A 23,690-nucleotide genomic window follows, 5' to 3' on the forward strand; every position below is an offset into this window, starting at 1 on the left:
GGGCGCTGCAACGGGTGCGGCGCCGCCGTTTGCTGCCGGAAGAGTGGTGGCGCGGCTACCCTGCGGGGCGCCGCCGGCGCGCCGGGGCTTCCGGCGCGGGCTGTGCCATGAAGCGGTCTACCACGCCGGAGGGCAAGGCGTTGTCCTCCAGCCGGCTCGCCACCTGCACGCAGACCGTGCGGCACAGCTCGATCACGCTTTCGTCCGCAATGGCGTAGAACACCAGGTTCGCCTCCTTGCGGCGCGACAGCACGCCCGAGCGGTACATCGCGTTGAGATGCCGCGACACGTTGGTCTGCGACGAACCCACCGTCTCGACCACCGTGCTGACCGGCTTCTCGCCATCGCACAAGGCGTGCAGGATCTTCAGCCGCGTCGGCTCCGCCAGCAGGCTGAAATAACCCGATACCTTTTCGAACACGCGATCCAGCTCTTCCATGCCGTCCAATATATTCGTATATGCGTGAATGCGCATATAGTGTTTACCCATTGATGCAGCACAACATGAGGCGCCGCGCGCGCCGGCTCAGCGGCGCGCCAGCGCCCTGCCCGCCCACAGGCGCTGGCCGAACACGTTGAGCAGCAGCCCCGCCATCACCACCGCGGCGCCGATCCACTGGGTACCGGACAGGTCCTCGCCCAGCAGCACGTGCGCCGACACCAGCCCCACCACCGGCACCAGCAGCGTCAGCGGCGCCACCTGGCTGGCCGGATAGCGCGTCAGCAGCCGGCCCCACATGGTGTAGCCGAACACCGTCGCCGCGAACGCCAGGTACGCCACCGCGAACACCGCCATGCCCGACACCTGCGTCACGCTTTGCACGATGCGGGCCGGCCCCTCGAACCACAGCGACAGCAGCGCGAACGGCACGATCGGCACCAGCGCGCCCCAGATTACCAGCCCGAGCAAGTCCACGGGGCCGATCTTCTTGCTGACGATATTGCCGCTGGCCCAGCAGAATGCCGCGCACAGCGTCAGCACGAAGCCGGCCGCGCTCATGCCGCCCATGCCCCCCGATAGGTCACCCGCGCCGGCGCCGATCAGCGCCAGCCCGCCGGCCGCCACCGCCATGCCGGCGAAGTTGTGCCAGCGCACCGGCTCGCCCAGCCACAGCGCGGCGATCGCCAGGGTGAAGAAGGCCTGCGACTGCAGCACCAGCGATGCCAGGCCGGCCGGCATGCCGACCGCCATGGCGTAGAACAGGAAGGCAAACTGGCCCAGGCTGATGGTGGCGCCGTAGGCCAGCAGCAGCCGCCACGGCACGCGCGGGCGCGGCACGAAGAAGATGGCCGGGAACACCACCAGCAGGAAGCGCAGTGCCCCCAGCAGCATCGGCGGCACGCCCGCCAGCCCGACCTTGATCACGACGAAGTTGACGCCCCAGACGCAGATGATGGCGAGGGCGAGGAGACGGTCTCTGGCTTGCATGGAAATGCCGTGCGCGGGCGCGCGGAGTTCAATCGGGACGCCTAGCGTAGCAGCGCAGGCGCGCGCGGCATTGCACGTTCTTGCGGTTTTGTGCGGGCAGCCGTGCCGCCCGCACCGCCGCCAGTGTCAGGCCAGCATCTCCGCCCAGATTCCCCGTGCCCATGCCAGCGCATAATCGCCCTCCAGCACCGTCGGCGCCGGCGACAGCCCGCCCGAGCCCGGCACCGTGACCATGGTCTTCTGTGCCGCGTCGTAGCGATGCACGCTGGACACATGCACTGCCTCGCGGTCGGAGGTAAAGCTGTAGCAGGTGTTGTTGTACAGCGGCTCCGGGTCCGGGGCGCGGTTTGACAGCAGCGCCACCAGCGCCGCCGCCGCGACCTTGCCGTGCTGGTTGGCCATATGGCCGGACTTGGGCATCAGCGGCGCGATCTGGATCGCATCGCCGATCACATGGATATGCGTCGCGGCGCGCGACTCGAAGCTGAGGAAGTCCACCTCGCACCACTTGCCATTGGCCGTGGCCAGCCCGGCCGACACCGCGATCGCGCCGGCCCGCTGCGGCGGCAACAGGTTGAGCACATCGGCGCGCACATCATCCTGCACCTCGAACTTGAGCGTGCGCGTGGCGGGGTCGACATCGGCCACCTCGTGCTGCGGCCGGTATTCCACCATGCCCGGGTATTGCGTGGCCCACACCTGGCGGAACAGCGCGGCCTTGGAGGTAATGTCGGCATTGGCGTCCAGGATCAGCACCTTGCTGCGCGGCTTGTGCTGCCTGAAATAGTGCGCCACCTGGCATGCGCGCTCGTACGGGCCCGGCGGGCAGCGGTACGGCGCCAGCGGCACGCTGATGGCGTAGGTGCCGCCGTCGGGCATCGTCTCCAGCTGGCGGCGCAGCGCGACGGTCTCGGGGCCGGCCTTCCAGGCATGCAGGATCTGGTCGCCGCCGGGCCGCTTCAGCCCCGGCAGCGCGTCGCGCATCATCTCGACGCCGGGCGACAGCAGCAGGCGGTCATAGGGCAGCACGCTGCCGCCCGCGAGGCGCACGGTCCGCTTGGCCGGGTCGATGGCGACCGCGGTGTCGCGCACGAGTTGCACGCCGTGACGGCGCACCAGCGCGTCGTACGGCAGCGTCAGGTCGCCGAGCTGGCGGCTGCCGCCCAGCACCAGGTTCGACAACGGGCACGAGACAAAGGCCGGATTCGGTTCGACCAGCGTCACCTCGATCGCCTGCCCGCTCCATTCGCGCAGGTAGCGCGCCGCCGTGGCGCCGCCATAGCCGCCGCCGACCACCACCACCCTGGCACGGGCCGCGGCGCGCGCCGGCCGGATCCCGGCCGTACCCAGTACTGCGGCGCCCGCGGCGCCGAGGAAGCTTCGTCTGTGCATGGCTTGCTCCTGTCAGCGCACGGCGGCAAACCACGCCGCGATCGCGGCGATCTGGTCGTCGCTGTAACCCTTGGCAATCTGGTGCATCACCGTGGCCGGGCGCGTGCCGGCCTTGAAGGCCTGCATCTGCGCGGCCAGCTCTGCCTGCGGGCGGCCGGCCAGCGGCGGGATCGTGCTGCCCGCCGGTGCCCGGCCGGCCGGGCCATGGCAGCTGGTGCAGGCGGCGGCCTGGCTGCGCGCGCGCAGCGCGGCATCGGTGGCCGGGACAGGCGCCGCGGCGGGCGCACCGCCCGGTGCGGCCGACAGGACCGGCTGGGCGCACAGCATCGCGGTCAGCAGCGCCCATCGCAGCGGCAGACGCCAGGCAGGCCGGGGGTTCGTTGTTGTCATGGTCTCGCTCCGTCTGGGGCCGGTGCAGCGCTATCGCAGTCGGCGCAGTCAGCCGGCGTGGCAACCGTAGCACATTGGCCGGGCCCGGTGTGCGTTGCAAACCGCAGAACGAAAAACGGCGCCCGCATATGCGGGCGCCGCCTTGACGGACCAGAGCCGGTCGGAGCCGGGCGAGCGCTGCGCGCTTCAGGGCAGGTTGCGGCCGGGCGGCAGCGCCACCGGCGAAGTGACCGGGGCCGCGACCGGCGCGGTGGTGGCGCCCGCGGGGCCGGCGGTACCCGGTGCCGCGCCGGCCGGCGCATCGATCGGCCCGCCCACGCCCGGCACCGACTGCACCGGCGCCGGCGTGCCGACGCTGCCATCGAACGACGGGTTCTGCGAGGTCGAGGCCGCATCCAGGCGCGCGCGCTCGGTGTCGTTGACGTAGTCGAAGGCCTTGACCACCTTGGTCACGCCCGAGGCATTGCGCGCCACGTCGGTAGCGCGGTCGCCCTCGGCGCTGGTGACCACGCCGAGCAGGTAGACCACGCTCTTTTCCGTGGTGACCTTGATCGAGTTGGACGGCACGCCGTCGGCGGTCATCAGCAGCGTCTTGACCTTGCTGGTCAGGTAGGCGTCCTGGCTCTGGGTCATGAAGCCGGGCGAGTTGACCACCTCCAGCTCATTGATCACCACCCGCGCATTCTGCAGGCCACGCACGTACTGCTCGATCTGCTGCTTGACGCTGTCGTTCCTGGCCTCGCCGGTCAGCAGCACCTTGCGGTTGAACACGGTCACGTTGACGCGGGCCTGGCCGCTGTAGCGCGAGTTGATGGTGTTCTCGGCCTCGAGCTGCAGGCCGCGGTCGACGGTCTGGGTGGCAGCCGGGCGGCGGTCGGTGGCCATGGCCACGCCGGTGCCCATGGCGCCGGCGATCACCGGGAAGCAGCCGGCCAGCTGCGTGGCGCACACCAGCGCGGCCGCGGCCAGGCCGGCGCGGCCCAGGCCGGAACTGGCCAGCGGGCGGGAAGGATGGCGCGTGTCCGCGCCGTTCCGGGGAGCTTGCGTAGTGGGCAGATGGGTCATGCGGTCCTTGCTGTGTCGGGATGATAGGAATGGGAAGGTCGGCGGATGCGCGGCATCAGGCCTCTCCGAGCAGTGCCTCGTCGATGCCGTTGCACAGGCAGTGCAGTGACAGCAGGTGCACTTCCTGGATGCGCGCGGTGCGCTCGCTCGGCACGCACAGGTGGATGTCGAATTCATCGAGCAGGCCGGCGATGGCCCCGCCACCCTTGCCGGTCAGCGCCACCACCGCCATCTCGCGCTGGTGCGCGGCGGCCACGGCGGCCATCACGTTGTCCGAATTGCCCGAGGTGGAAATCGCCAGCAGGATGTCGCCGGGCTGGCCGAGCGCCTCGACCTGCTTGGCAAACACCTTGCTGAAGTCGTAGTCGTTGCCGATCGCGGTGAGGATGGAGCTGTCGGTGTTCAGAGCGATCGCGGCCAGGCCGGGCCGTTCGCGCTCGAAGCGCCCGACCAGCTCGGCGGCGAAATGCTGCGCCTGCGCCGCCGAGCCGCCGTTGCCGCACGCCAGGATCTTGTTGCCGCTGGTCAGCGCGCCGACCATGCGCTCCACCGCGGCGTCGATATAGGGGGCCATCACCGGCGCGGCCTGCCGCTTGGTTTCGGCACTGTCTAGGAACTGTTGCTGGATACTGTCGATACTCATGGCTCTGGGGCCCGTTTGTTGCCATGGCGATCCGCGAATCGCCCCTCATGTTTGCCGCTCATGTATGCCGTGCATTATGACCCAGCCCCGGCGGCATCCAGGTCAAAGGCGTGCTGCAGCCACTCCAGCCGGCCGGGTTCGAGCGCTACCACGTCGAAGCGGCATGGCGGCACCCGGGCCAGCGTCGCCAGATAGTGCCCCGCGGCCAGCAGCACGCGCCGCTGCTTGGCCGGCGTGACGCTGGCCGCTGCGCCGCCAAAGCCGCGCCCGCTGCGCTGGCGCACCTCGACGAACACCAGCGTGCCGTCCGGCGCGCGCATGACCAGGTCGATCTCGCCGCCTTTGCAGCGATAATTGCGCACCACGGGCTCCAGGCCCTGGCGCCGCAAGTGGGCCAGGGCCCGGTCCTCTGCCTGCGCCCCGCGTGCCTGCCGGCTTGGCGCCTGCCTGCCCGGCACCTGCGTGGTGGATTTGAATGATCGCATCAACGGAAGTTCTCAAGCATGAGTGACTGGATCTCCCTGGCGGCAAGCCAGTCGTACCCGGCCGGCACGCTGTATGTCGTGGCGACGCCTATCGGCAATGTCGCCGACCTGTCCCTGCGCGCGCTGCATGTGCTGGGGCTGGCCGACGCGGTTGCCTGCGAAGACACCCGCAATACCGGCCAGCTGCTGTCGCGCGTCGGCCTGCAGCGCCCGCTGGTGGCGGTGCACGAGCACAACGAGCGCGAGGCCGCGGGCCGCATCGCCGAACGCCTGGCGGCGGGCGAGCGCATTGCCTATGTCTCGGACGCCGGCACGCCGGGCATCTCCGACCCCGGCGCGCGGCTGGTCGAAGCGGTGCGCGCCGCCGGCCATCCGGTGGTGCCCCTGCCCGGTCCCAGTGCGGCGGTGGCGGCGCTGTCGGTGGCGGGCGACCTGCTCGATGCCGGCGCGGGCCGCTTCACCTTTGCCGGCTTCCTGCCGCCCAAGCCCAAGGCGCGCGCCGAGGCCATCGCCCGGCTGGCGGGGCTGGACCACGCCTGGGTCTGCTACGAGGCGCCGCACCGCATCGCCGACACGCTCGCGGCGCTGGCCGCGGGCCTGCCGGGCGAGCGCCGGCTGCTGGTCGGGCGCGAGCTGACCAAGCTGTTCGAGGACATCGCCGTGATGCCGGTGGCGCAGGCGCCGGACTGGCTCGCGGCCGACCCGAACCGGGCCAAGGGGGAATTCGTGCTGGTGGTGGAAGGTGCCGGCAGCGCCGCCGCCGATGGCCTGCCGGATGCCGAAGCGCAGCGCGTGCTGTCGCTGCTGCTGGCGGAACTGCCCGCCAAGCGCGCCGCCAAACTGGCGGCCGCGATCACCGGGGCGCAAACCGGCGCGCTGTATCAGCTGGCGCTGGCGCAGCGTGCCGGCGACGCCGACGATTGAGGGCACGGCCCGCGCGCGGGCACCGGCGCGGGCCTGCAGGTCAGAATGTAAGGAGGAAGTGTCAGCGCGCGGCGGCATGCGACGGCGCTGACGCGCTCAGCGGCGCTTGGGCTTGACGGTCTTGCCGCTGGCCTTGGCCGCCTTGCGCGCCTTGGCGGGCGCCAGCGAATTGGCCAGTTCCGGCACGGACACGTCGTCATCGCCGCTGCCGTCGCCGGCCTCGGTGCCGCCGGCATCGACCTGCGGGCCCAGCGCGGCGACTTCGGTGCGGGTCAGGCGGCGGATCTCGACGTTGGTGGCGCCGCGCTCGACAAAGCCCAGGCGGCGCGCCGCGCCCATGGACACGTCCAGTACGCGGTTGCCATGGTACGGCCCGCGGTCATTGATGCGAAGCACTGCCACCTTGTTGTTGCGCAGGTTGCGCACCAGCACCCAGCTGTCCAGCGGCAGCGACGGATGCGCCGCGGTCATGGCGCGCATATCGAAGCGCTCGCCGTTGGCAGTCTTGCGGCCATGAAAGCCCTTGCCGTACCACGAGGCCACGCCGCGCTGCTCGAACGTGCCGATGTCGGCGCGCAGGCCTTCGAGCGAGTTGCCGCTGCGGCCTTCGTCGGGGTCATAGCCGAACAGGTTCCAGCTGCCGGTGTCGGGCGCGCGCGCGGAGGGCCTGGTCTCGACGCGGTCGGTCCGGGCGGACTTGCTGTTTTTTGCCGCGCGCGTGGGCACGGCCTCGCCGGCGTCGGCGCCGGCGGTATCGCTTTCAGGCGGCGTGGCACAAGCGGCCAGCACCACGGCGCATGCGGTGCATGCGCCGAGCTTGGCCAGCCGTTGCCAGCGCTTGGTGAGAGCGGAGATCTGTAACATGGGCGGCAGTCTAACATTGACTGTTTGGGACTATCTCTTTCAATTTGTTACGAAATCTGTGCGATTTCGCACGATCGGGGCCTAATTGGGCGGAATCCCGCTTGTGGCAAGGGATTCAGGCCGATGCGGCGCGGCTCGCGCGGGGTACCCATTGATCACATGGAAGCCGCCGGGCGTGCCCAACCTTCCCGGCGCTACAATGCTGGGCATTGCCGCCGATCGCGCCGCCACGAGGCCCGGGCCGGCCACCAAAGACCTCCATGAAAGCCCTGCTCATTCCCGTCACGCCCTTCCAGCAGAACTGTTCCTTGCTGATCGATGAAAGCACCGGCGCCGCCGCGGTCTGCGATCCCGGCGGCGACCTCGACCGCATCCGCGCCGCGGTGAAAGAGCAAGGCGTCACGCTGGAGAAGATCTTCCTGACGCACGGCCACGTCGACCATTGCGCCGGCGCCGCGGCGCTGTCGCGCGAACTCGGCATTCCCATCGAGGGCCCGCAGCAGGACGAGCGCTTCTGGATCGAGCAGTTGCCCGAGCAGACGCGCCGCTTCGGCTTCGGCCACGCCGAGAGCTTCGAGCCCGACCGCTGGCTCGAGAACGGCGACACCGTGGCGTTCGGCAACGAAACTCTGGAGGTCTACCACTGCCCCGGCCATACCCCGGGCCACGTGGTGTTCTTCTCGCGTCCCAACCGGCTGGCCGTGGTCGGCGACGTGCTGTTCGCCGGGTCGATCGGCCGGACCGATTTCCCGCGCGGCAACCACGCCGACCTGATCCGCTCGATCCGCACGCGGCTGTGGCCGCTGGGCGAGGACGTGACCTTTATCCCCGGGCACGGCCCGGTCTCGACCTTCGGCGAGGAGCGCCGCAACAACCCGTTCGTCGCCGATCACCTGGTCGACGCGGGCTGAGGCCATGGCCAAGCGACAGGCGCCCGACACCCGTCCCGAGATCTACGTCAGCACCGACGTCGAGGCCGATGGGCCGATCCCGGGGCCGCACTCGATGCTGTCCTTCGCCTCGGTGGCGATGCTGGCGGACAAGACCGTGCTCGGCACCTTCTCGGCCAACCTCGAAACCCTGCCCGGCGCCGCCGGCCACCCGGTGCAGATGCAGTGGTGGCAAACCCAGCCCGAAGCCTGGAGCGCCTGCCGGCGCGACCTGCAGCGCCCCGAGGACGCCATGGTGCGCTATGTCGAATGGGTCGAGGCCCTGCCGGGCAAGCCGGTCTTCGTCGCCTTTCCGGCGGGCTTCGATTTCACCTGGATGTTCTGGTACATGATGCGCTTCGCCGGGCGCTCGCCGTTCGGCTGGGCCGCGCTCGACGTCAAGACGCTGGGCTTCGCGCTGACCGGGCGGCCCTATCGCAAGACCGTCAAGGCGGCCTTCCCGGCCGGCTGGATGGATCCGCTGCCGCACACCCACGTGGCGCTCGACGATGCGATGGAACAGGGCGCGCTGTTCTGCAACATGCTGGCGACGCTACGCGAACGCGAAGCGGAGCTGGCAGCGCTGACGGCGGAAGAGGCAGCGAACGCAAGCGTGCCCTCACCTCCGCCGACATCGTCCTGATCGTCTGTTGCGCCGCGTCAAGCGCGGCGGCATGTCCCTTGCAGGCCTTCGCTCGCATCCGGCGCCAGCCCGGCTATAGTAGAAGCGAATATGGCGTTACCGGGCGAAACGAGCCATGACTAACCGGCGCACTTGCGCAGCCACGCCATATGACGTTTGAGCATCCTGCCCGGACCGCGCGGCGCCTGCCGAGGAGGTGTCGATCATGCGTTTCCCTACCGACCTGCACTTGAGAGACTTGGCCGGCCGGATCCATTGGCCGCATGCCACGCGGGACGCCACGCCCATTACCCATCGCCACTCCTCGGATGAGGACGCCGAAGTCGCCAAGGCCACGCTCTACGTCAGCACCGTGACGCTGGTGGTGCTGCTGGTGGTGCTGGCGGCCATCGCTTTCGGTCAGGAGGCCATGCACTGGCTGGGTGTTCATTAGACGACCCTGCCTGAAGCAGACTGCCTCGCAGACCGGCCGGCCCCCACACACCGTGGGGGCCGGTTTTATTTCAGGCCAGCAGCGCCGCCACGTTCTCGGGCGGGCGCCCAATCGCCGCGCGGCGATTGCGCACCACCACCGGACGCTGCAGCAGGATCGGGTTGTCGGCCACCGCCGCCAGCAGCTCGGCATCGGTCAGGCCGGGGTCGGCCAGGCCCAGTTCGGCATAGGGGCCTTCGTTGTCGCGCAGCATCTCGCGCACCGGCACGCCCAGCAGGGTGTGCAACTGGCGCAGCGTCGACAGCGACGGCGGGTCCTTCAGGTACTCCACGATCTCCACCGGCTCTCCCAGCCGCTCGGCGGCGGCCTGGACCAGGGCGAGGGTCTCGCGCGACTTGGAGCAACGGGGGTTGTGGTAGATGGTGATCATGGCAGGTCCTTTCTTGTGATGGCCGCGCCCCGCGGCGGGGCATCGGCACTAATGCGGTGCAAATCCATCCGCACTATATACAAGACCGTGGCCGGCGCGCAGCATCATGCGGTGCAGCGCCACCGGCACGCATCCTGCGTTGCACCGGTTCTTGCCCCAGGCGCCATTTCCGATGACCTCCATTCCTGCTTCCACCGCCGCGCCCCGCGGTCCTCGCACGCACCAGCCCTTTACGCTGCGTGACGCCACCCCCGCCGACATTGCCGCCATCCACGCCATCTACGCCCACCACGTGCAGCACGGCCGCGCCTCGTTCGAGGAAGTGCCGCCGAGCGCCGACGAGATGCAGTTGCGCCTTGCCGAAGTGCACCGCAAGGGCTTGCCCTACCTGGTCGCGGAGCGGGACGGCGAGGTGCTGGGCTACGCCTATGCCTCGGCCTACCGCGCGCGCAGCGCCTACCGCTTCGCCATCGAGGACTCGATCTACATCGACCACCGCCGCGTCGGCGAAGGCCTGGGCCAGGCGCTGCTGGCCGCGCTGATCGCCCGCTGCGAAACCGGTCCCTGGCGCCAGATGGTCGCCGTGATCGCGTGCACCGCCGCCGGCGAAGGCGCGGGCTCGCTGGCCGTGCACGAACGGCTGGGCTTCCGCACCGTCGGCCGGCTCGAGGCGGTGGGGTTCAAGCATGGACAGTGGATCGATACGGTGCTGATGCAGCGGGTGTTGGGCGCGGGGGCGGCGACGCTGCCGGTGTAGGCGGAATCGGCTGCGGCAAGTTCAGACGTGTCTTATCGACGTGCAGGTGTCGCGGCTTCGACAATGCCTGTACTCTGTCATCAAAGGACACCGGACATGCTTGTGTCGGAAGAAACCAAACTTACGTTCATGCTTGACGCTCGGCTGCATGACGCATTCATCGCCGAAGCCGAGGCACGCGGGCGCACGCCCTCCGAAGCGCTTCAAGACCTGGTGCGCGCATACCTCGGTCACAGCGGCAGCATGCGCGACTACGAGGCCTTCCTGCGCAACAAGGTTGAAGCGTCCCGCGCATCGCTGCGCACTACAGGCGGCATCCCCGCAGAACAGATCGAAGCGGAGTTTGCGGCCTGGCGCGCTGCAGCCCGGCGGAGAGTTTGAGGGCTGTCTGGACAGCACTGGCCCGGCGCGATCGCACACTGATCTTCGACTTCATCGCCCAGGATGATGTCGAAGCCGCTGCTCGCCTGGATGAACGATTTCTCCACGCAGCGGAGCGTTTGTGCGCGTTCCCTGTACTGGCGCCGACCGGGAGCGTGCAAGGCACCCGGGAATTGGTGGTTCACGAACACTATCGCCTGATCTATGAAATCGAAGGCGATACGGTGCTGGTGCTCGCGCTAGTGCATACCTCGCGCTGTTGGCCACCGCTCGAATATCAGGCGTAACCCGGTCGCCTAAAAAAAACGCCACGGAAACCTCCGTGGCGTCTTTCTCGCAAAGCTCGGCGCCTTTGGCGCCAAAGGACTTACTGCATCAGATCCGACAGCGCCAGCGCCACCACCTTGGTGGCACGGTTCAGGTCGTTCAGGCGCAGGTTCTCGTCGGAGTTGTGGCCGCGGGCTTCCATCAGCGTGCGCGGGCCGGCGCCGTACAGCACGGTGGGGATGCCGCGCTTGGTGTAGTGGCGCGCATCGGTGTAGAGCGGCACGCCCTGCACCGGGATTTCCACGCCGAAGACCGACTCGGCACGGCTCTTCAGCGCGCCGATCAGCTTTTCCACGCCCGGCAGTTCCGACAGCGGCTCGGCCAGGATGATGCGCTCGACCTTCACCTCGATGCCCGGGCGGTCCTTGGCGGCCTTCTCGACCACGGCACGGATCTCACCCTCGGCGTCGAAGCCGATTTCCTCGGGGATCATGCGGCGGTCGACGCGGAAGGTCACCAGGTCCGGCACCACGTTGGTGTTGATGCCGCCCTTGATCAGGCCGACGTTCAGCGTGGCGGTGTCGATGCCCGGCACCTTCGACTTGCGCGTGGCCAGCTCGGCGCGCAGGCCGTAGATGGCCTGCAGGATGTGGGTGGCGGCCTCGATCGCGTCGACGCCGGTGTGCGGCATGGCGGCGTGGCCCTGCTTGCCCTTGACCGTCACTTCGACGTGCAGGCAGCCGTTGTGCGACGAGGTGATGCCGTACGAGAACCCGGCCGAGATGGCGTAGTCAGCCTTGCTCAGGTTGTTGTCCAGCAGGAACTTCGGGCCGATGTCGCCGCCGGTTTCCTCGTCATAGGTGAACTGCAGCTCGACCGCGCCGTTGATCTTCGCGCCCTGCTTCTCGGCTTCCATCAGCGCCAGCACGGCATAGGTGTAGGTGGCAAAGTCCGACTTCGACACCGCCACGCCGCGGCCGTACATGACCGGGCCGTGCTCGCTGTCAGCCACTTCGCCGCCGTACGGATCCTTGGTCCAGCCCAGGCCGGGAGGCACCACGTCGCCGTGGGCGTTCATGGCGATGGTCGGGCCGCCGGTGCCGAACTGCTTGCGCACGATCAGGTTGGTGGCGCTGATCATGCCGGCGGCCTTGACCTGCTCGTCGGGCACCTTGTGGGCCTCCACCGCGAAGCCCAGGCCCTCCAGCAGTTCCTTGGCGCGCTTGCCGTGCGCGTCGCAATCGCCGGCCGGGTTGTCCGACGGCACCTTGACCAGTTCGGCCAGGAAGGCTTCCTGCTGCGGACGATGCTGGTCGATGAACTGCGTCAGCGTGGTTTCGATGGGGTTCATATTGTCTCGTGCGGTCATGACTTGTTCTCGTAACAACTGAAGGAGGTTCGGGTGGGGCTTCCGGGCGCGCTGGCTTACTGCGGCAGCCGGAAGTGCTCGACGAAATCGCTGAACACGCGCGCGGACAGTGCGGCATCCTCGGCGGTCATGGTTTCGGTGGGATGGTGGCTGATGCCGCCGTTGCCGCAGCGCACGAACAGCATGGCGACATCGGCGATGGCGGCAATGGCCATGGCGTCGTGGCCGGCGCCCGACGGCAGGTGGCGCACCGGCACGCCCTGGCGGGCGATGGCGGCGGCCCATTGCTCTTGCAGCCACGGGGCGCACGGAACGCTCCTGGCCTCGTGGGTCTTGCGGATCTGCGCGCGCACGTTGCGGCGCGCGCAGACGCGCTCGATCTCGGCCAGCACGTCGTTGACGGCGGCCTCGCGCTCGGCGTCCTCGCCGGCGCGGATGTCGATCGAGAACACGGCGCGGCCCGGCACCACGTTGGTGGCGCCGTTGGGCACGTTGAACTGGCCCACGGTGCCGACCAGGCCCGGCTTGCCGCCGCAGCGCTTCTCGATATAGAGGCCGATTTCGGCGCCGGCCATGGCGGCGTCGCGGCGCATGTCCATCGGCACGGTGCCGGCATGGCCGGCCAGGCCTTCGAGCTCGACCAGGAAGCGGGTCGCGCCGGAAATCGCGGTCACCACGCCCACCGGCAGGCCTTCGTTCAGCAGCACCGGACCTTGCTCGATATGCACCTCGACAAAGGCCGCCACCTTGCTGCGGTCATGCTTTGCGGCGGGCAGCGCGGCGGCGTCGAAGCCGGCCTCGCGCATCACCTCGCGCATGGTCTTGCCGCTGTCGTCGAGGTTGTCCAGCACGTTGTTGTCGAACGTGCCGGCGATGGCGCGGCTGCCCAGCAGCGTGGCCTTGAAGCGCACACCCTCTTCCTCGGCGAAGCCCACTACCTCGAGCGCGAACGGAAAGCGCTTGCCCTGCCGGTTCCATTCCGCCACGCACGCGATCGGCAGGATCACACCCAGGTTGCCGTCATAGCGGCCGGCGTCGCGCACGGTGTCGAAATGCGAGCCGGTCAGCAGCGCCGGCGCGTCGGGCGTGGTGCCCTCGTAGCGGCCGATCACGTTGCCGGCGGCATCGCGGCGCACCGTCATGCCGGCCTGCTGCATCCACTCGGTCAGCTGCGCGGCGGCGCCGTGGTGGGCCTCGGTCAGGTAGGTGCGGGTGAGCATGCCGGGCTGCTCGGTGTGGACGGCCAGGGCGTCGGCCCAGGCCATGATGCGCGTGCCAGTCTCTGCGGCGGACGGCGACGGATTTGCTGCCATGCGTGTCTCCTGCTGGAAGTGCGTGAAAGCCGCGGCGGCGTGGCTGGCGGGGTGCCAGTGCGGGCGGGACGCCCATGGCCGAAGCTCTATTCTGTGCGATTCATGGTAGCACAGTGAATTCAAAAATTGCATACAAAAATGATATGCACTATATTCGGTTCCACGTTCAGACAATCCGCTGCGGACAATCCGGTCCGGACAACGGATGGCGTGGAGTCCGCCCCAACAGGGGGGCTGTCCGCGCGGTGGCGAGTTCCCGACCCGGAGCCCTGCCCAGAACGTAAGGCCGGCAGCCCACCCCAGCCGTCAGAGCAGCACGGGGCCGCCGGTGATTCCTGGATCGAAATGGGCCAGCCAGCGCACGGGCGCGGGACCGGCCCCGCACGGAGACAACCATGCAGCACGCAGTTCCCTCGCAGCAGCGCCCGGGTACACCCCGCCTGCACACCCGCTTTACCCGCTCGCTGTTCGGCCAGGTGCTGATCGCCCTTGTGATCGGCACGGCACTGGGCCTGGCGTTTCCGGAATTTGCCGCCAAGCTCAAGCCGCTTGGCGATGCCTTTATCAAGCTGATCAAGATGCTGATCGGCCCGATCGTGTTCTGTGTGGTGGTGGCCGGCATCTGCGGCGCCGGCGAGCTGAAGAAGGTGGGCCGCGTCGGCATCAAGGCGGTGGTGTACTTCGAGATCGTCACCACCATCGCGCTGGCGCTGGGCATCGTGCTGGCCTACGTGTTCCAGCCCGGCGTGGGCATGAACGTCGATCCCCGTTCGCTCGACGCCTCGGCTATCGCCGGCTTTATCGACAACGCGACCAAGGTCAAGGACCAGGGCACGGTCGACTTCCTGCTCAAGCTGATCCCCAATACCGTATTCGGCGCCTTCGCCAACGGCGACGTGCTGCAGGTGCTGGTGGTGTCGATCCTGTTCGGCTGCGCGCTGTCGCTGGTGGGCGAGCCCGGCCGGCCGCTGGTCAGCCTGATCGATACCTTCTCGCACACGCTGTTCAAGATGATGGGCTTCATCATCAAGCTGGCGCCGCTGGGCGTGCTGGGCGCGGTGGCGTTCACGGTGGGCAAGTACGGCATCGGCTCGCTCAAGCAGCTGGGATTCCTGGTGCTGCTGTTCTACGGCGCGGTGATCGTGTTCGTGCTGGTGGTGCTGGGCGGCATCATGCGCGCCTGCGGTTTCTCGGTGATCAAGCTGATCCGCTACCTGCGCGCCGAGCTGCTGGTGGTGCTGGGCACCGCCTCGTCCGACAGCGTGCTGCCGCAGGTGATGAAGAAGCTCGAGTTCATGGGCGTGAAGAAGTCGGTGGTGGGCCTGGTGATCCCGACCGGCTACTCGTTCAACCTCGACGCGTTCTCGATCTACCTGACGCTGGCCGCGGTCTTTATCGCGCAGGCAACCAACACGCCGCTGGCGATGGCAGACCTGCTCGGCATCCTGGCAGTGGCGCTGATCACCTCCAAGGGCGCGCACGGCATTCCCGGCTCGGCCATCGTGATCCTGGCCGCGACGCTGTCGGCACACCCGGCGATCCCGGCGATCGGCCTGGTGCTGGTGCTGTCGGTGGACTGGTTTATCGGCATCGCGCGTGCGCTCGGCAACCTGATCGGCAACTGCGTCGCCACCGTGGTGGTGGCCGCGTGGGAGAAGGACATCGACCGCGCCCGGGCGCACGGAGTGTTGAACGGCACCATCGAGGCGTCCGACCTGGATGCCGGCCTGGCCGCGATGGCGCAGGACGCCACCGCTGCGGCCATCGTGCCAGGCCCGGTCGCGGGGCGCTAGAATCACGCATCTCCCCCACCGCGCAGCCTCTGCGCAAGTGCGCTGCCATGCCCGAGCATATCGATCCTGACATGACTGCCGAAGCGATTGCCGACGACATCGTCGCGGCGATCGTTTCGCACCGCCTGCCGCCCGGCACCAAGCTGCGCGAGGAGGCGCTGGCCAGCGTCTACCGCGTCAGCCGCACCAAGGTGCGCGCGGCGCTGCTGATGCTGTCCAAGGACAAGGTCATCCAGATCGTGCCGGACAAAGGGGCGTTCGTGGCCAAGCCGAGCGCCGAGGAGGCGCGCGAGGTGTTCGCGGTGCGCCGCATCCTCGAAGCCGCGCTGGCGCGCGAGTTTGTCGCCAAGGCCACCGCCGCCGACTACAAGCGCATCGACCGCCACCTGGCGGCCGAGCGCAAGTCGCTGGCGGGCAACGATGCCCAGGTGCGCACCCGGCTGCTGGGCGACTTCCATATCGTGCTGGCCGAAGTGGTAGGCAACGGCGTGCTGACCGAGATGATGCGCGAGCTGTCGACGCGCAGCGCGGTCATCACCATGTTGTACCAGTCGCGCCGCGACGCGGCCTGCTCGTCGGACGAGCACCGCGAGTTCATCGAGGCGGCGCGTGCCGGCGATGTCGAGCGCGCCGTCACGCTGATGGTGGACCACCTGGGCCATGTGGAAGGGGCGCTGCATTTCGAGGAAACCGCGCCGGTGGCGCGTGGTAAGGACCTCGTTGCCGCGCTGCTGGCCTAGGCGCGACGCACCCGCCCGCCTTCACCTTCCCTCCTTCTTCCGCCTTTGCCGGCCGCTTGATGTGAGTCAAAGCACCCCGGGCCGCCCGCGCGCAAACTTCATCTCGCCATGAAGACGCGGGGGCGCACTTCATGAGCACTTGCCTGCCGGCACCTCATCGTCGGCAGGCTGCCCGCACGCTGCAACGGTGTGCGGGCTTTCTTTTTTCTGAGGACGGGGTTCCGCGGCGCCGAATGGCGCGCTGCCCCGCGGCCTCGAACCGGTGCCGTCCCGCACCGGTTTTTCCCTTTTCCGACAGCAGGTTGCGGTGCGCGGCGCCTGCGCCCGGGAGAGCCGCCTGGTCGGCTCGTGTGCATCCCGCGCGGGCTTGCGCGCCGGCTCCACGTGAAAAGCGAATCCCGCCTTCGGGTTAGGATGCCGCAGGCCCTGCCAGAGGCCCGCGCCGTCCCGCCATGCTGCGGTGGCAGCCGCACACGATAACAATCACAGGGAGACCGCCATGCGCCATCGCGCGATACCTGCCGTGCCGCCGCACCGCCGGCGCTAGCCCTCGCCTGAATCCGCCCTGCTTCCCGATCGAAAAGGACTTCCCATGCCCAGCGCCTTTCGCCCCGACGCCTTTGCCGGCAAGACCGTATTCGTCGCCGGCGCCTCGTCCGGCATCAACCTTGGCATCGCGCACGGCTTTGCGCGCGCCGGCGCCCGGCTGGCGCTGATCAGCCGCACCGCCGAGCGCATCCAGGCCGCCGCCGACACCATCACCGCGGCCGGCGGCACCGCCATCGGCATGGCCGCCGACGTGCGCGACTACGCCGCGGTGGAAGCCGCCCTTGTGCGTGCGCAGGACGAACTGGGCCCGATCGACGTGGTCATCTCCGGCGCCGCCGGCAATTTCCTGGCGCCCGTGGTCGGCATGTCGGCCAATGCCTTCAAGACCGTGGTCGATATCGACCTGCTCGGCACCTTCAACGTGTTCCGCGCCAGCTTCGACCACCTCAACAAGCCGGGTGCGTCGCTGATCGCGATCACCGCGCCGCAGGCGGTCAACGCCATGATGTTCCAGGCCCATGCCTGCGCCGCCAAGGCCGGCATCAACATGCTGATCAAGTGCCTGGCGATGGAATGGGGACCGGCCGGGGTGCGCGTGAACGGCATCTCGCCTGGCCCGATCGCCGACACCGAAGGCATGGCGCGGCTGGCGCCGACGCCGGAGATGGAGGCCCGCTACAAGGCGCGCCTGGCGTTGCGCGACTACGGCACCAAGGACGACATCGCCGACGCCGCGATGTACCTGAGCAGCGACAACGCTCGCTACGTCACCGGCACCATCCTCGACTGCGACGGCGGCAGCAAGCTCGGCGACGCCTCGGCCGACGCGCTGAAGAAGCCGCAATAGCCGGCGGTACCGGATCTCGCACCCGCAACGACACAGAAACCAGGAGAACCACCATGACGGCAACCGTCCTCTACCAGGCCAGCGAAGGCGTGGCCACGCTGACCCTGAACCGCCCGGACGTGCTCAATGCACTGAACGCCGACATCCTGCGCGAACTGCGCGAGGCCGTGGACCGCGCCGCGGCCGATGCCGAGGTGCGCGCCGTGCTGCTGACCGGCGCCGGCCGCGGCTTCTGCGCCGGCGCCGACCTGGCCGCGCGCCAGGGCGGCGGAGTGACCGATTCCGGCACGCTGCTGCGCGAGCGCTACCACCCGATCATCATGGCGCTGCGCGAGATGCCCAAGCCGGTCATCACCGCGGTCAACGGCGTCGCCGCCGGTGCCGGCATGAGCCTGGCGCTGGCGGGCGACGTGGTGCTGGCGGCGCGCTCGGCCAGCTTCCTGCAGGCGTTCTCCAAGATCGGCCTGATCCCGGATGCCGGCAGCACCTACTTCCTGCCGCGCTACGCCGGCGAGATGCGCGCCCGCGCGCTGGCCATCCTGGCCGAGAAGATCGACGCGGAAGAAGCCCACCGCATCGGCCTGGTGTGGAAGGTCCATGACGACGCCGCGCTGCAGGACGAGGCCGGCAAGCTGGCCCGCCACCTGGCGACCATGCCGACCATGGCCTACGCCATGATCAAGCAAGCCCTCAACCAGAGTTTCGGCAACGACCTGGCCGCGCAGCTGGAAGTCGAAGCCACGCTGCAGTCGCGCGCCAGCCGCAGCGAAGACTGCAAGGAAGGCGTCGCTGCCTTCGTCGAGAAGCGCAAGCCGCAGTTCAAGGGCCGCTGAGCGCGGCGACTGCCACCACCGCCACTTCGAAGGAGCCCGCGCATGAGCGCCAGCAATGAACGTATCCTCGTGACGATCGAAGACGGCGTCGCCGACGTCCGCCTGAACCGCCCCGACAAGATGAACGCGCTCGACCAGGCCATGTTCGACGCCCTGATCGAGACCGGCGAACAGCTCGCGCGCCTGCCGGAGCTGCGCGCGGTGGTGCTGTCCGGCGAAGGTCGCGCCTTCTGCGCGGGCCTGGACATGGGCCGCATGGCCGGCATGTTGTCGGAGGATGCGGGCGCGTCGCAGCCCGACAGCATCGGCGCGGGCCGGCTCGGCCAACGCACCCACGGCCTCTCCAACCGCCCGCAGTACGCCTGCATGGTCTGGCGCGAGCTGCCGGTGCCGGTCTTTGCCGCCGTGCATGGCGTGGCCTTCGGCGGCGGCCTGCAGGTGGCGCTGGGCGCGGATGTGCGCTACGTCGCGCCGGATGCCAGGCTGTCCGTGATGGAGCTGAAGTGGGGGCTGGTGCCCGACATGGCGGGCATGGTGCTGACGCGCGGGCTGGTGCGCCCGGATGTGCTGCGCGAGCTGATCTACAGCGCGCGCGTGCTCAGCGGCAGCGAGGCGTGCGCGCTGGGGCTGGGCACCTACCTTGCCGACGACCCGCGCGCCGCGGCACTGGCCGCCGCGCGCGAAGTCGCGCTGAAGAATCCGGATGCGATCCGCGCCGCCAAGCGGCTGATGGCGGTGGCCGAGGGCGGCGACCACGCCGCCATCCTGCGGGCCGAGTCCGACGAGCAGGACCGGCTGGTGGGCTCGCCCAACCAGCGCGAGGCGGTGCTGGCCAACCTCGAGAAACGCGCGCCGCGCTTCACGCCGGCAAGCTGAAGCCGGTCGCTCAGCGCCTGGCATGGTGGTGGCGCCGCCGGCGCCACCACAGCGCATAGATCGCCACGTTCACCACCAGCACCACCAGGCCGAGCCACAGCTGCACCGCGGGCGTCAGCCCCGCCGGATAGATCAGCGGCAACAGGTAGCGCTCGACAAAGCCGCCGCTGTAGCCGGCCTGCCCGGCAGCCCGGCGCAGCATGTTTTCCAGCGGCGTCAGCGGGCAGATCCAGCCGGCCCATTCGATCAGCACGCCCCACACCGCGGCGGGCAGGTGCACCCACGCGGCACGCGGCCAGCGCAATACCAGCAGGCCGCCCGCCACCACGAACACGATGAACAGCGCGTGCGCGATCACGACAAGGTCGGCCAGCCAGGCGGCGATCGGCATCGTATGCGGCGGCGGCCTCAGTTGCCGCCCGCCGTGTCCATCCAGTAGCCCGGGCGCGCGAACTGCGCCTTCAGGTGCTCGATGAAGAAGCGGATCTTGGCCGGTACCGGACGCTGCTGCGGGTACACGGCAAGGATGTCGTAGGCGGGCAGCGCGTATTCGTCCAGCACCGTGATCAGCTCGCCGCTCTCCAGTTGCGGCAGGATTTCCCAGGTGGAACGCCAGCCCAGGCCCAGGCCCTCGCCGGTCCAGCGGTGCAGCAGCTCGCCGTCATTGCAGTCCAGGTTGCCGTTGACGCGCACGGTCACGGTCTTGCCGTTCTGGCTGAAGTACCAGCCGCGCTGCTGGCCGCCCTGCAGGTTGAACGCCAGGCAATTGTGCTGGGCCAGGTCGTCCAGCGTTTGCGGCACGCCGTATTTGGCGAAGTACGCCGGCGTGCCGCACACCACGCGCTTGTTCGACGCCAGCTTGATCGCGACGAAGTTCGGATCGATGGCGCCGCCGATGCGGATGCCGACGTCATAGCCCTCGCGCACCAGGTCGACCACGCGGTCGGTCAGGTTGAACGAGATCTGCACCTCGGGGTTGCTGGCCAGGAACGCCGGCGCGTGCGGCGCCACGTGCTTGCGCCCGAACGCCGCCGGCGCCGACACGATCAGGTGGCCGGTGGCCTTGTGCTTGCCTTCGGCGATCAGCATCTCGGCGCGGTCGAGGTCGGCCAGCGCCTTCTTGCACTGCTCCATGAACACCGCGCCCTGTTCGGTCACGGCGATGCGGCGCGTGGACCGGTGCAGCAGCTTGACGCCGATGCGGGCTTCTAGCGCGTTGATGCGGCGGCCGATCATCACCGGCGTGACGTTCTGCGTCAGCGCCGCGGCCGCCATGCTGCCGTGCTCCACCACGGCGATAAAGGCTTCGATTTGCTTGAGTTTGTCCATCGGATATAGGTCTCCCGGGCGCCATTGTGCGGCATCGCCGGGGTTGTGGCATCCCTGAGCGGCTGATGGACCGGATCGAAGCCGCCGCATAAGGGCCGCTGCCGGGTGCCGCCACGGGCACGGGGCGGCACCCGTTGCGTGAGCGGCGTCAGCCCGCGCCCGCCGTGTGCTTGCCGAGCTGCGCGTTCAGTTCGGCCGCCTCGCCCAGCACATGGGCCAGGCGCCGCAGCGGCCGGCTGCATTGCAGATGCAGGTACAGGTAGCAGGCGGCGCCGATCACCACCATCACGCCGTAAAGCCACAGCAGCGTGCCGGCCACGGCCTGCTGGCGCGGCAGCGCGGCCAGCACCGCGGCGGCCGGCGCCAGCGCCAGCAGCACCGCCAGCATGCGCGCCGCGCCCTCCCACAGCCGCAGCTGCAGCGCCACGCGCCGCTGGCGTGCCTGCAGCTGCTGCGGCGGGATCCGCGCCAGCCGGCGCAGCAGCGCGTCTTCGGCGGCGCTGTCGCGGTCCAGTTCGGCGGCCTGCCAGCGCAGCGGATGGCGCAGCCGCGCCAGCACCGTGCCGGCACGGGCCAGCCCCGCGCCGACATAGCACGCGGCCGCCAGCGCCAGCAGGGCCTCGAAGCCGCGCAGCGACCAGAGCGGTACGGCGTGCTTCAGCCCCAGGCGCCACACGGCCAGGCCGGCGCCACACAGGATCGTCGCGGCCAGCGCCGCGACAAAGCCGAGCCACAGCGCGCGCCCGAGCCGGCTGTCCGGCGCGGCGGCAGGCGCGGACTCAGGCGAGGCGGCGGCAAGCGCTTGCAGCAGTTCATAGGTGGACGGCAGCCTGGAATACATGGTCGGCCCGGATGGCAGGAAATGCCGCCATTTTGCCGCAGTGCGCCGCGGCGGCACGCTGGTGTACCCAGTGCTGCGCGGCGTGTCCGTACCGTCACACCACATATCCAATGGCATGCATCCGCGACCCTGCGCCGACCAGCCGACGTGGCTTTCCAGCCCATATTGCGTACTACAGGTATCGAATCAACTGATCGCTCTTCTGTTTATCCCAACCGGCCTGCGGGAATAGGATCAACTCCAACGAAATTCCCACCATTACCGGAGACAAGATCATGGCAAAGATGAGAGCAATCGACGCGGCAATCGCCGTGCTGGAGAAAGAAGGCGTGACCACTGCGTTCGGCGTGCCCGGCGCGGCCATCAACCCGTTCTACTCGGCAATGCGCAAGTCGGGCAACATCAACCACGTGCTGGCCCGCCACGTCGAGGGCGCCTCGCACATGGCCGAAGGCTACACCCGCGCCGAGCCGGGCAACATCGGCGTCTGCGTCGGCACTTCCGGCCCCGCCGGCACCGACATGATCACCGGCCTGTACTCGGCCTGGGCGGACTCGATCCCCATCCTCTGCATCACCGGCCAGGCCCCGCGCGCACGCCTGTACAAGGAAGACTTCCAGGCCGTCGACATCGAATCGATCGCCAAGCCCGTGACCAAGTGGGCCGTGACCGTGCGCGAGCCGGCGCTGGTGCCGCAGGTGTTCCAGCAGGCCTTCCACATCATGCGCTCGGGCCGCCCGGGTCCGGTGCTGATCGACCTGCCGTTCGACGTGCAGGTCGCCGAGATCGAATTCGATGTCGACACCTACCAGTCGCTGCAGCCGTACAAGCCGGCTGCCTCGCGCGCCCAGATCGAGAAGGCCATCGCCATGCTGAACGCGGCCGAGCGCCCGCTGATCGTGTGCGGCGGCGGCGTGATCAACGCCGATGCGTCGGAACTGCTGGTCGAGTTCGCCGAGCTGGTCAACGTGCCGGTGGTGCCGACCCTGATGGGCTGGGGCGTGCTGGCCGACGACCACCCGCTGCAAGCCGGCATGGTCGGGCTGCAGACCTCGCACCGCTACGGCAACGCCACGCTGCTGGCCTCGGACTTCGTGATGGGCATCGGCAACCGCTGGGCCAACCGCCACACCGGCAGCGTCGACGTCTACACCAAGGGCCGCAAGTTCGTGCACGTCGATATCGAGCCCACCCAGATCGGCCGCGTGTTCGGCCCGGACCTGGGCATCGTGTCCGACGCCAAGGCCGCGCTGGAACTGTTCGTCGAAGTCGCCCGCGAAATGAAGATGGCCGGCCGCCTGCCGTGCCGCAAGAGCTGGGTCGCCGACGTGCAGAAGCGCCGCCGCACCATGCAGCGCAAGAGCGACTTCGACAACGTGCCGGTCAAGCCGCAGCGCGTGTACCGCGAGATGAACCAGTACTTCCCGCGCGACGTGCGCTACGTCAGCACCATCGGCCTGTCGCAGATCGCCGCGGCCCAGTTCCTGTCGGTCAACCAGCCGCGCCACTGGATCAACTGCGGCCAGGCCGGCCCGCTGGGCTGGACCATCCCGGCCGCGATCGGGGTGAAGACCGCTTCGCCGGATTCGGATGTGGTGGCGATCTCGGGCGACTACGACTTCCAGTTCATGATCGAAGAACTGGCCGTGGCCGCGCAGTTCAAGGTGCCCTACATCCACGTGGTGGTGAACAACTCCTACCTCGGCCTGATCCGCCAGGCGCAGCGCAACTTCGAGATGGACTACTGCGTGCAGCTGGCCTTCGACAACGTCAACGCCCCCGAGCTGAACGGCTATGGCGTCGACCACGTCAAGGTGGTCGAGGGCCTGGGCTGCAAGGCGATCCGCGTGTTCAAGCCGGAAGACATCGCCCCGGCCTTCGCCGAGGCGCGTGACCTGATGGCCGAGTTCTCGGTGCCGGTGGTGGTCGAGGTAATCCTGGAGCGCGTGACCAATATCGCGATGGGCACCGAGATCGACAACATCAACGAGTTCGAGCCGATCGAAGACCTCGAGGACATCGAGGAAGCGATCCTGAAAGAAGAAGTGGAAACGGCGTAAGCAACACCATTCCAGCATGGAACGCGCGGGCCACGGCCCGCGCGAATCCAGTGCCCCCCTGCAGCAGGGCTCCACACCGGCGGAGCGACAACACAATTAAACCGGAGA

27 protein-coding genes are annotated in these 23,690 nt (G+C 69.0%); 13 read left to right on the plus strand and 14 right to left on the minus strand.

Annotated features, from left to right (window positions below):
• Positions 1-55 precede the first annotated feature (55 nt).
• The 7 genes from GA0116996_RS24175 to GA0116996_RS24205 form a co-directional block, all read right to left on the minus strand.
• On the minus strand, positions 56-475 hold the full coding sequence (locus tag GA0116996_RS24175) for an ArsR/SmtB family transcription factor (protein WP_092316649.1): 420 nt from the start codon (positions 473-475) through the stop codon (positions 56-58).
• A 51-nt stretch (positions 476-526) separates the two neighbouring features.
• On the minus strand, positions 527-1,429 hold the full coding sequence (locus tag GA0116996_RS24180; protein ID WP_092316651.1) for an EamA family transporter: 903 nt from the start codon (positions 1,427-1,429) through the stop codon (positions 527-529).
• Positions 1,430-1,555: 126 nt separating this feature from the next.
• Positions 1,556-2,821: an NAD(P)/FAD-dependent oxidoreductase gene (locus GA0116996_RS24185; RefSeq protein WP_092316653.1), complete on the minus strand. Its 1,266-nt coding sequence runs from the start codon at positions 2,819-2,821 to the stop codon at positions 1,556-1,558.
• A 12-nt stretch (positions 2,822-2,833) separates the two neighbouring features.
• Entirely contained in the window at positions 2,834-3,211 is a 378-nt protein-coding gene (locus GA0116996_RS24190; protein ID WP_092316655.1) for a c-type cytochrome, read from the minus strand.
• A 186-nt stretch (positions 3,212-3,397) separates the two neighbouring features.
• The gene (locus tag GA0116996_RS24195) at positions 3,398-4,276 is read right to left on the minus strand and encodes a BON domain-containing protein (protein ID WP_092316657.1); all 879 of its coding nucleotides are present in this window, start codon (positions 4,274-4,276) and stop codon (positions 3,398-3,400) included.
• A 55-nt stretch (positions 4,277-4,331) separates the two neighbouring features.
• A complete protein-coding gene (locus tag GA0116996_RS24200) occupies positions 4,332-4,919 on the minus strand; it encodes a phosphoheptose isomerase (protein WP_092316659.1) in 588 nt (195 codons plus the stop codon).
• Between the two features lie 74 nt (positions 4,920-4,993).
• Positions 4,994-5,404: a YraN family protein gene (locus GA0116996_RS24205; protein WP_092316661.1), complete on the minus strand. Its 411-nt coding sequence runs from the start codon at positions 5,402-5,404 to the stop codon at positions 4,994-4,996.
• A gap of 18 nt (positions 5,405-5,422) precedes the next feature.
• Here GA0116996_RS24205 and rsmI point away from each other — a divergent pair, with 18 nt between their 5' ends.
• Positions 5,423-6,328 (plus strand): 16S rRNA (cytidine(1402)-2'-O)-methyltransferase, encoded by a 906-nt coding sequence (rsmI, locus tag GA0116996_RS24210; RefSeq protein WP_092316663.1) that lies wholly within the window; start codon positions 5,423-5,425, stop codon positions 6,326-6,328.
• A gap of 96 nt (positions 6,329-6,424) precedes the next feature.
• Here rsmI and GA0116996_RS24215 read toward each other — a convergent pair whose 3' ends face one another.
• Positions 6,425-7,192 (minus strand): septal ring lytic transglycosylase RlpA family protein, encoded by a 768-nt coding sequence (locus GA0116996_RS24215; RefSeq protein WP_208601270.1) that lies wholly within the window; start codon positions 7,190-7,192, stop codon positions 6,425-6,427.
• A gap of 260 nt (positions 7,193-7,452) precedes the next feature.
• Here GA0116996_RS24215 and GA0116996_RS24220 point away from each other — a divergent pair, with 260 nt between their 5' ends.
• The 3 genes from GA0116996_RS24220 (at position 7,453) to GA0116996_RS24230 (ending at position 9,197) form a co-directional block, all read left to right on the plus strand.
• On the plus strand, positions 7,453-8,103 hold the full coding sequence (locus GA0116996_RS24220) for an MBL fold metallo-hydrolase (protein ID WP_092316665.1): 651 nt from the start codon (positions 7,453-7,455) through the stop codon (positions 8,101-8,103).
• 4 nt (positions 8,104-8,107) lie between these two features.
• Positions 8,108-8,764 (plus strand): 3'-5' exonuclease family protein, encoded by a 657-nt coding sequence (locus GA0116996_RS24225; RefSeq protein WP_092316667.1) that lies wholly within the window; start codon positions 8,108-8,110, stop codon positions 8,762-8,764.
• Positions 8,765-8,969: 205 nt separating this feature from the next.
• Positions 8,970-9,197 carry a hypothetical protein gene (locus GA0116996_RS24230; protein WP_012354224.1) on the plus strand — a complete coding sequence of 76 codons (228 nt, stop codon included), beginning with the start codon at positions 8,970-8,972 and terminating at the stop codon, positions 9,195-9,197.
• A 70-nt stretch (positions 9,198-9,267) separates the two neighbouring features.
• On the opposite strand, the gene arsC is transcribed toward GA0116996_RS24230, so the two are convergent.
• Entirely contained in the window at positions 9,268-9,627 is a 360-nt protein-coding gene (arsC, locus tag GA0116996_RS24235) for an arsenate reductase (glutaredoxin) (protein ID WP_092316669.1), read from the minus strand.
• A gap of 172 nt (positions 9,628-9,799) precedes the next feature.
• Between arsC and GA0116996_RS24240 the strand changes: the two genes are divergently transcribed.
• From GA0116996_RS24240 to GA0116996_RS24250, 3 genes are all read left to right on the plus strand, one after another.
• Positions 9,800-10,384 (plus strand): GNAT family N-acetyltransferase, encoded by a 585-nt coding sequence (locus GA0116996_RS24240; RefSeq protein ID WP_092316671.1) that lies wholly within the window; start codon positions 9,800-9,802, stop codon positions 10,382-10,384.
• 96 nt (positions 10,385-10,480) lie between these two features.
• Positions 10,481-10,765, plus strand: a complete 285-nt coding sequence (locus tag GA0116996_RS24245; RefSeq protein ID WP_092316673.1) for a hypothetical protein — start codon at positions 10,481-10,483, stop codon at positions 10,763-10,765.
• Positions 10,762-11,052 (plus strand): type II toxin-antitoxin system RelE/ParE family toxin, encoded by a 291-nt coding sequence (locus tag GA0116996_RS24250; protein WP_092316675.1) that lies wholly within the window; start codon positions 10,762-10,764, stop codon positions 11,050-11,052. Before GA0116996_RS24245 ends, GA0116996_RS24250 begins: the two co-directional genes overlap by 4 nt.
• An 80-nt stretch (positions 11,053-11,132) precedes the next feature.
• Here the strand turns inward: GA0116996_RS24250 and GA0116996_RS24255 are convergent, their stop codons facing one another.
• On the minus strand, positions 11,133-12,401 hold the full coding sequence (locus tag GA0116996_RS24255) for a M20/M25/M40 family metallo-hydrolase (RefSeq protein ID WP_092316677.1): 1,269 nt from the start codon (positions 12,399-12,401) through the stop codon (positions 11,133-11,135).
• 56 nt (positions 12,402-12,457) lie between these two features.
• Positions 12,458-13,714, minus strand: a complete 1,257-nt coding sequence (locus GA0116996_RS24260) for an allantoate amidohydrolase (protein WP_092316679.1) — start codon at positions 13,712-13,714, stop codon at positions 12,458-12,460.
• 395 nt (positions 13,715-14,109) lie between these two features.
• On the opposite strand from GA0116996_RS24260, the gene GA0116996_RS24265 reads away from it, so the two are divergent.
• The 5 genes from GA0116996_RS24265 (at position 14,110) to GA0116996_RS24285 (ending at position 19,352) form a co-directional block, all read left to right on the plus strand.
• Positions 14,110-15,507 carry a C4-dicarboxylate transporter DctA gene (locus GA0116996_RS24265; RefSeq protein ID WP_092316681.1) on the plus strand — a complete coding sequence of 466 codons (1,398 nt, stop codon included), beginning with the start codon at positions 14,110-14,112 and terminating at the stop codon, positions 15,505-15,507.
• 47 nt (positions 15,508-15,554) lie between these two features.
• Positions 15,555-16,247 (plus strand): GntR family transcriptional regulator, encoded by a 693-nt coding sequence (locus tag GA0116996_RS24270; protein ID WP_092316683.1) that lies wholly within the window; start codon positions 15,555-15,557, stop codon positions 16,245-16,247.
• 592 nt (positions 16,248-16,839) lie between these two features.
• On the plus strand, positions 16,840-17,643 hold the full coding sequence (locus tag GA0116996_RS24275; RefSeq protein ID WP_092316685.1) for an SDR family oxidoreductase: 804 nt from the start codon (positions 16,840-16,842) through the stop codon (positions 17,641-17,643).
• A 53-nt stretch (positions 17,644-17,696) separates the two neighbouring features.
• Positions 17,697-18,476, plus strand: coding sequence for an enoyl-CoA hydratase-related protein (locus tag GA0116996_RS24280; protein ID WP_092316687.1), 780 nt, complete (start codon positions 17,697-17,699; stop codon positions 18,474-18,476).
• A gap of 42 nt (positions 18,477-18,518) precedes the next feature.
• Entirely contained in the window at positions 18,519-19,352 is an 834-nt protein-coding gene (locus GA0116996_RS24285) for a crotonase/enoyl-CoA hydratase family protein (protein WP_092316689.1), read from the plus strand.
• Between the two features lie 10 nt (positions 19,353-19,362).
• On the opposite strand, the gene GA0116996_RS24290 is transcribed toward GA0116996_RS24285, so the two are convergent.
• The 3 genes from GA0116996_RS24290 to GA0116996_RS24300 all read right to left on the minus strand — a co-directional run bounded on the left by GA0116996_RS24290 (position 19,363) and on the right by GA0116996_RS24300 (position 21,522).
• Positions 19,363-19,743, minus strand: a complete 381-nt coding sequence (locus GA0116996_RS24290; RefSeq protein WP_092316691.1) for a DUF2784 domain-containing protein — start codon at positions 19,741-19,743, stop codon at positions 19,363-19,365.
• A gap of 17 nt (positions 19,744-19,760) precedes the next feature.
• Positions 19,761-20,681, minus strand: coding sequence for a LysR family transcriptional regulator (locus GA0116996_RS24295; protein ID WP_025586057.1), 921 nt, complete (start codon positions 20,679-20,681; stop codon positions 19,761-19,763).
• Positions 20,682-20,829: 148 nt separating this feature from the next.
• A complete protein-coding gene (locus tag GA0116996_RS24300; protein WP_092316693.1) occupies positions 20,830-21,522 on the minus strand; it encodes a hypothetical protein in 693 nt (230 codons plus the stop codon).
• Positions 21,523-21,797: 275 nt separating this feature from the next.
• On the opposite strand from GA0116996_RS24300, the gene gcl reads away from it, so the two are divergent.
• Positions 21,798-23,582 carry a glyoxylate carboligase gene (gene gcl / locus GA0116996_RS24305; protein WP_092316695.1) on the plus strand — a complete coding sequence of 595 codons (1,785 nt, stop codon included), beginning with the start codon at positions 21,798-21,800 and terminating at the stop codon, positions 23,580-23,582.
• Positions 23,583-23,690 lie beyond the last annotated feature (108 nt).

The sequence above is a fragment of the Cupriavidus alkaliphilus genome (assembly GCF_900094595.1).
GTDB lineage: Bacteria > Pseudomonadota > Gammaproteobacteria > Burkholderiales > Burkholderiaceae > Cupriavidus > Cupriavidus alkaliphilus.